This is a genomic window from Streptomyces sp. NPDC026062, from assembly GCF_055568375.1.
Window position 1 is genome coordinate 53,673 of the sequence record NZ_JBVHOQ010000047.1, and the last position, 7,207, is coordinate 60,879.

5 protein-coding genes are annotated in these 7,207 nt (G+C 73.5%); all 5 read left to right on the forward strand.

What is annotated here, in order from left to right; all coding sequences use genetic code 11:
* Nucleotides 1-210 precede the first annotated feature (210 nt).
* The 5 genes from ACZ4LX_RS32235 (at nt 211) to moeZ (ending at nt 6,951) form a co-directional block, all read left to right on the forward strand.
* The gene (locus ACZ4LX_RS32235; RefSeq protein WP_467650460.1) at nt 211-2,121 is read left to right on the forward strand and encodes a DUF3492 domain-containing protein; all 1,911 of its coding nucleotides are present in this window, start codon (nt 211-213) and stop codon (nt 2,119-2,121) included.
* Between the two features lie 97 nt (nt 2,122-2,218).
* A complete protein-coding gene (locus ACZ4LX_RS32240) occupies nt 2,219-3,697 on the forward strand; it encodes a hypothetical protein (protein ID WP_467650455.1) in 1,479 nt (492 codons plus the stop codon).
* A gap of 185 nt (nt 3,698-3,882) precedes the next feature.
* A complete protein-coding gene (locus tag ACZ4LX_RS32245; protein WP_467650456.1) occupies nt 3,883-4,848 on the forward strand; it encodes an NAD-dependent epimerase/dehydratase family protein in 966 nt (321 codons plus the stop codon).
* A complete protein-coding gene (locus ACZ4LX_RS32250; RefSeq protein ID WP_467650457.1) occupies nt 4,836-5,687 on the forward strand; it encodes a spherulation-specific family 4 protein in 852 nt (283 codons plus the stop codon). The genes ACZ4LX_RS32245 and ACZ4LX_RS32250 overlap by 13 nt, the downstream gene beginning before the upstream one ends.
* Nucleotides 5,688-5,772: 85 nt before the next feature.
* Nucleotides 5,773-6,951, forward strand: a complete 1,179-nt coding sequence (gene moeZ / locus ACZ4LX_RS32255; RefSeq protein WP_467650458.1) for an adenylyltransferase/sulfurtransferase MoeZ — start codon at nt 5,773-5,775, stop codon at nt 6,949-6,951.
* The last annotated feature ends 256 nt before the right edge of the window (nt 6,952-7,207 follow it).

Consider the following 7,207-nt stretch of genomic DNA (forward strand, 5'->3'; position numbering starts at 1 on the left):
CGCCCCCGCCCCCCCCCCGCCCCCCCACCCACCCCCACCACCCCCCCCCCCCACCCCCTCTCCCCCCGCGCCGCCCCCGGGGCGGCCCCCCCCGGGGGGGGGGCCCCCCCCCCCCCCCCCCCCCCACCACCGGCGTATCCGCTTACGGTCGTCCCGCTGCTGGTCGCCGATTCAACGGTGGCCGCCCACAGGGAGATCGGGGGTGTGCTCGTGCGGATCGGACTGCTCACCGAAGGTGGCTATCCGTATGCGTCCGGTGAGTCCAGACTCTGGTGCGACCGTCTGGTGCGCGGGCTCGCGCAGCACGAGTTCGATCTCTTCGCGCTCAGCCGGAGCGCCGAGCAGGAGGCGCAGGGCTGGGTCCAGCTCCCGTTCCAGGTCCGCCGGGTGCGGACAGCGCCCCTGTGGACCGCCGACGAGGACACCCTCGGCCTCCACGCCCCCCGAGGGCCGCTCTCGCGGCTGCTGACCGGCGGGGGCGCACGCGCGTACGGGCGGCGCGAACAGCGGCGATTCGTCACCCACTTCACGGCACTCGCGGACGCGGTGTGCGTGGCGGGCGGGCCGGGCGGAGTGGGCGCGGAGCGGGAGGGCGGCGGCGGTGCGGCCGGTCGGGACGGGAGCGCCGACGTGGCTCCGGCCGGTGCGGCGTCGGCCGGTCCGGACGCGCGGTTCGGGGACGCGCGGTTCGGGGACGCGCGGTTCGGGGACGCGCAGTTCACGGACGGTCTCTACGGACTCGCCGAACTGGCCCGTGAGCACGGTGGACTTCCCGCCGCTCTCCGCTCCGAGACCGCGGTGCGGATCCTTGAGACCGCCTGCCGCGCCCACGGCACCGGACGCACCGTCCAGGCCGCCACCGTCCCCGATCTCCTCGCCTTCACCGCGGAACTCGACCGGGCGCTGCGCCCGCTCTCCCTCGACTGGTACGACGAGGAGGGCCTCGGCGCCGTCGACCTCTGCCATGCCACGTCGGGCGGGGCCGCCGCGCTGCCCGGACTGCTTGCCAAGCGCTTCCTCGGGGTGCCGCTGCTCGTCACCGAGCACGCCGTGCGGGTGCGCGCCCACTACCTCGCGGGCGCCGGTGCGCCGGTGAGCGCACCGGTACGCGCGCTGCTTGCGCACTTCCACGGGCGGCTCGCCGCCGAGGTGTACCGGCAGGCCGCACTCATCACCCCCGGCAACACCCACGCCCGCCGCTGGCAGGAGCGCTGCGGCGCCGCACCCGCGAAGGTGCGCACGGTCTACCCCGGCATGGAGGCCGGACGCTTCGCGGCGCTCGGCGAGAGCGAGGGTGACGGCGGCCCGGACACGCTGGTCTGGGTCGGCCGGATCGAGCCGGCCAAGGACCTGACCGGCCTGCTGCACGCCTTTGCCGAGGTCCGCAGGGGCGAGCCCGACGCCCGGCTGCGCATCATCGGCGCGGCGGCCCAGGGGCCGGAGGGTGCCGGCTATCTGGCCCACTGCCGTTCGCTCGCCGCCCAGTTGTTCCCCGACGAGGCCGTGGGCGCGCACGCGGTCGGTGAAAGCCCGGTCTCCTTCGAGGAGATCGGCGGGGCCGAGGTGCCCGGTCTCGTCCAGGCGTACGCGGCGGGCGGAGTCGTGGTGCTCTCCAGCGTGGTCGAGGGCTTTCCGATCAGTCTGGTCGAGGCGATGTTCTGCGGCCGGGCGACGGTGTCCACGGACGTCGGCGCGGTCGGCGAGGTCATCGGCGGTACGGGAATCGTGGTGCCTCCGCGCAACCCGCAGGCGCTCGCGGACGCCTGCCTGGCGCTGTTGCGAGACCCGGAACGCAGGGCCCGTCTGGGCGCGGCGGCGCGAGCCCGCGCGCTCGAACTCTTCACCGTCGAACAGAACCTTGCGGCATTTCGCTCCATTTACCTGGAGCTGATCGCGCAAGCGCCGGTGCGCGCGGAGGCGGCTCCGGCCACCGACGGCGGCCCGCGCCCCTTCGCCACCCCGCCGGAGGCGCATGTCCTCGGTCTGTGGCCGGAGCTGGGGGACGGCCCCGGCCCCGCCCCCGCCCCCGCCCCCGGCCCGGATCCGGCCGGGCGTACGCCCAGCTGGGCCGGGCAGGGCGTTCGCGCGGGAGCGTGCGGCGCGGGGGACGGCGATGCGTGACCAGGAGGCGGCCGCGCCGGGCCGCACGAACCGACCGGGACCGACCGGTGCACCGGGTGCCGTCGCTGCCCAGGGTGACGAGCACGGAGGAACGACGATGGGCCGCCCGACCGAAGTGCCCGAGGCGCTCGGCACGCCGATGACCAGGAGCGACGGGGACCGGCGCGCACGGGCGGACGCCCCCGGGAGCGGGCATCGTCCGGAGCCCGACGCCACGCCGGTGCCCGCTGCCCTGTCGAGCGCCGCGCCCGCGTCGCCTCCGTCGAGTGTCACGCCCGCGTCGCCCGCGCCGAGTTCCACGCCCGCGCGCGCCGAAACCGTTGACGACGCGCACCCCGCCCCCGCCGACGAGGCTCCCGCCGCGCCCCCCGCCCCGGCCGGCGAAGTGCCCCCCGCCGACGAGGTGCCCCCCGTCGACCGGACGCCCCCGGGCAACCCCGCACGGCGCCCCACCTCCCGGGCTCCCGAGGTCGCCCACGCCGCTCCGGCGCGCAGGCCGGCCACCGGGCGGCGCGGGCCCGCCGATCCCGTGACCTCCCTGATCCACCGGCACCGTGAACTCTGCGAGCGGGCTGTCGACCCGCTGGAGATCGCCGCCGGGCTGGAGGCCCACGGCGTCACCGACCGCACCGCCGCCCGCTACCGCCATCGCGATGTGTTCTCGCTCGCCGAGGAGCTGTTCGCACGGGTCCCCGCTGTCGTGGGGCAGCCCTTGGGCGCGTCCTTCGCCCCGGCGCGCGACATCGAGACGCGCGCCGCGTGGTCACTGCGGGCCCTGCTGCCGGGCGCCGCCTGCCTCGCGGTCTTCATCGCACTGCGGCTCACCGAAGGGGTGCTCGACAGCGGAGGGCGGCTCACCATCTCCATGGGCGGCGGTCTCCTCGCGCTCATCGGGCTCGTACGCGCCCTGCGTACCGGCCCGCTCCGTGCCGACGGCCCTTCGTCGGGCGCCTTCGGCCTGTTCGGCTGCTGGCTGCTCGGCTATGTCGTGTACGGTGACGCTCTGCTCCACCAGGTTCTCAGCGGCGGCCCCGAAGGTCCCTGGGACATCACCCCGGCGCCGCTGCTCGGCCTCGCCGTGGCGGTCGCTCCCGCAGCCTGGTGCGTCCACCTCTACTCCGTACACGCGTACCGCAAACTCACCGGCAGCCATGCGCTGGAGGAGTTCGCCGCAGGTGCGCGCCCCCTGCTCTTAGCCGCCGTCGCCTGCTTCCTCTGTGTCCTCTGCGGGCTGTTGTACCTGGCCGGGCTCGGGACCGGCCCGGGCGGCTTCCCGGTCGGGGCCGCGGCACTGGGCGTGCTGCTTCTGCTGGCCCGCCTCCTCACCGTGCACGGCTTCCCCGAACCGGCTGTCACCGGCCTCGCCGCCGCCTGTGCCGTCGAGGCCGCCGCACCCGCGCTCGTACTGGCCGGCCGGCTGCCCGGCCTCGACGTTCTCGCCCGTCCCGTCGACGCGCTCGTCGCGGCGGCGGGCGCCGGGGCCGTGCCGGCCGTCGCCTGCGGGGCGGCCGCGCTCGGCCTGCTGACCACTGCCACCGTCACCCTCTCCCGGGCATCCGCCCACACCGCCGCCTGACCCCGCACACCAGAACCCCCGCACACCAGAACCCCCGCACACCAGAACCCCACACACCAGAACCCCGCGGAGCCGACGCCGCGGGCCTCTTCCCCTACCGCGCACAACTGCCCCAAGGAGACACCGGACATGACCCCCCAATACCTCGCACCGGCAGCCGACCGTCGGCACCGAGGGGACGCGCGATGAGGGTGCTGCTGCTCGGAGCCAATGGATTTCTCGGCCGCTTCGTGGCCGACCGGCTGCTCGCCGACCCCGCCGTCCATCTCACGGCGCTCGGCCGCGGCGACGACGCCGACGTACGGTTCGACCTCGCCGGCGGCAGCCCCGGGGCGCTCACCCGCTTCCTGGACGCCGTCCACCCCGGAGTCGTCGTCAACTGCGCCGGCGCCACCCGGGGCGGGGCACGCGACCTGACCCGTCACAACACCGTCGCCGTCGCCACCGTCTGCGAGGCGATGCGGCGCAGCAGCTGCACCGCCAGGCTGGTCCAGGTCGGCTGCGCCTCGGAGTACGGGCCCTCGCAGCCCGGCTCGTCCACGGCCGAGGACGCCATCCCGCGCCCCGGCGGCCCGTACGGCGTCAGCAAGCTCGCCGCCACCGAACTCGTCCTCGGCTCCGGCCTCGACGCGGTCGTGCTCCGGGTCTTCTCGCCGGTCGGTCCCGGCACACCGGCCGGCTCCCCGCTCGGCCGGCTCGCCGAGGCGATGCGGCGCGCCATGCAGTCGGGCGACGGCGAGCTGAAGCTCAGCGGCCTCGGGGTACAGCGCGACTTCGTCGACGTGCGCGACGTCGCACGCGCCGTGCACGCGGCCTCGCTCTCCGCCGCACAGGGGGTCGTCAACATCGGCACCGGGAGGGCCGTGCGCCTGCGCGATGCGGCGGCCGTCCTTGCCAAGGTCGCCGGATACGCGGGCGCACTCCATGAGCTGGACACGCCCCCCGCCCGCCTGCCGATCGGCGCCCCGCGCACCTCCGCCGAATCGGTCATGGAACACCTCGCGGTCACCCCGTCCCCCTATCCGGACGGCTGCGGAGCCTGGCAGCAGGCCGACGTGCGCACCGCCAGGGACCGGCTCGGCTGGCGCCCCCGGATCAATCTGGAGGAGTCCCTCGCCGATATCTGGATGGAGGCGGCGTGCCGTATCTGACGAGTACCGGCACCGCCCGCCGCACCAGCGGCGCCGAACAGCTCGGCTTCGGCGTCCCGGGGTACGCGCACCCCTTGCTCGCACCCGTCGAATGGGCCGAACTCGCCCGCCCCGGAACACCGTTGCACTGGGCCGTCCTCGACATCGACAACGGCCCCGGCAGCCGCCCCGACCCGCACTGCCTGGACGCCGCGGGCCGGCTGCGCAACGCCCGCGAACGCGCCGTGCACGGCGCGGAACCGCTCGACTCGGTGCGGGCCTCCGCCGGACGGCTGCTCGGCAGGCTCGACCTGGCCCACGGCAGCCGGCCCTTCGGTGAACTGATCGCCGACGCGCGGTCCTACCTGGACTGGTACCGCGTCGACGGGTTCTACCTGAACCGCTGCCCGGCCGGGCGCCCGGACCTCCCGGCCGTTCGCCGTCTCACCGGCACGCTGTCCGCCCTCCTGACGGACAGCGACAGCGGCAGCGGTCGGCACGGCGGCGGACACCTCGTGCTGGGGCACGACACCCATCCGTATCCGGGCTACGCGGAGACCGCCGACCAGCTCGTCACCTTCCGAGGCGCGTGGACCGACTACCGCTGGTCGCAGGTGGCGGAGTGGACCGCCGCCTATCCGCCCGACCGTTTCGTCCACTTCGTCCATGGTGTCCCGCGCACCCACCTGGAGGAGGCGATGCGCGTCGCGCGCTGGCAGGGCGCCGGGACGATCTTCTTCACGGACCGCAGCGGAGTGTCGGATCCCGGAAACGGGCACGGACAAAGTGACCCATTTGCGACTCTGCCCGGGTACTGGGACGAAATTGTCTCGCGGATCGGACCTGGTATCTCGGAATGAGAGGGGGCGTGGCAGTGTTACGGCAAGAACAACCGTACGTAGTCGAAGTACGTAGAAACCGACCACCTGCATTGTTGAGGTTCCTGTGTCGCTGCCCCCCCTGGTCGAGCCAGCTGCTGAGCTCACCGTCGACGAGGTCCGCAGGTACTCCCGCCACCTGATCATCCCGGATGTGGGGATGGACGGGCAGAAGCGGCTGAAGAACGCGAAGGTGCTCTGTGTGGGCGCCGGCGGTCTCGGCTCACCCGCGCTGATGTACCTGGCCGCCGCCGGTGTCGGAACGCTCGGCATCGTGGAGTTCGACGAGGTCGACGAGTCGAACCTGCAGCGGCAGATCATCCACAGCCAGGCCGACATCGGCAAGTCCAAGGCCCTGTCGGCCAAGGAGAGCGTGCAGGGGATCAACCCCCTGGTGGACGTGATCCTTCACGAGGAGCGGCTCGAAGCCGACAACGTGATGGAGATCTTCGCCCAGTACGACCTGATCGTGGACGGCACGGACAACTTCGCCACCCGCTATCTCGTCAACGACGCCGCGGTGCTCCTGAACAAGCCGTACGTCTGGGGCTCCATCTACCGTTTCGACGGCCAGGCGTCCGTCTTCTGGTCCGAGCACGGTCCCTGCTACCGCTGCCTCTACCCGGAGCCGCCGCCGCCCGGCATGGTTCCGTCCTGCGCCGAGGGCGGTGTCCTGGGCGTGCTCTGCGCGTCCATCGGCTCCATCCAGGTCAACGAGGCCATCAAGCTGCTCGCCGGTATCGGCGACCCGCTCGTCGGCCGGCTGATGATCTACGACGCGCTGGAGATGCAGTACCGCCAGGTCAAGGTCCGCAAGGACCCCGACTGCGCGGTCTGCGGTGAGAACCCGACCGTCACCGAGCTCATCGACTACGAGGCCTTCTGCGGCGTCGTGTCCGAGGAGGCCCAGGAGGCGGCTCTCGGCTCCACGATCACTCCCAAGCAGCTCAAGGAGTGGATCGACGGGGACGAGAAGATCGAGATCATCGACGTCCGCGAGCCGAACGAGTACGAGATCGTCTCGATCCCCGGTGCGAAGCTGATCCCGAAGAACGAGTTCCTGATGGGCAACGCCCTCCAGGACCTCCCGCAGGACAAGCGCATCGTGCTGCACTGCAAGACCGGTGTCCGCAGCGCCGAGGTCCTCGCGGTCCTCAAGTCGGCGGGCTTCGCCGACGCGGTGCACGTGGGCGGCGGCGTGATCGGCTGGGTCAACACGATCGAGCCCGAGAAGCCGGTGTACTAAGCGGGTTCGAAAGGGTTCGAAAGGGTCCGCCCGGCAGCGCCGTCCGCCCGAGGGGCGGGCCGGGCGCAGCCGGGCGGACGGGACTTCCAGAACCTCCACGGAACCCGTCCCAGGGCCCCGGCGGAGCCCGAACGCTGCGAAGGGGCCGGTCCGCGTCACGCGGACACTGTTGGCCAATGCCCCTTTTCACTCCGCCCCACCGGATTTATCCGGTGGGGCGGAGTGCTGCGAAGTGTGAGGTGCGTGTCGGGGCGAG

Bases quoted from the DNA above. Each gene is read 5' to 3' on its own strand.
- ACZ4LX_RS32240 (WP_467650455.1), top strand. From the start codon at position 2,219: ATGGGCCGCCCGACCGAAGTGCCCGAGGCGCTCGGCACGCCGATGACC.
- ACZ4LX_RS32245 (WP_467650456.1), top strand. From the start codon at position 3,883: ATGAGGGTGCTGCTGCTCGGAGCCAATGGATTTCTCGGCCGCTTCGTG.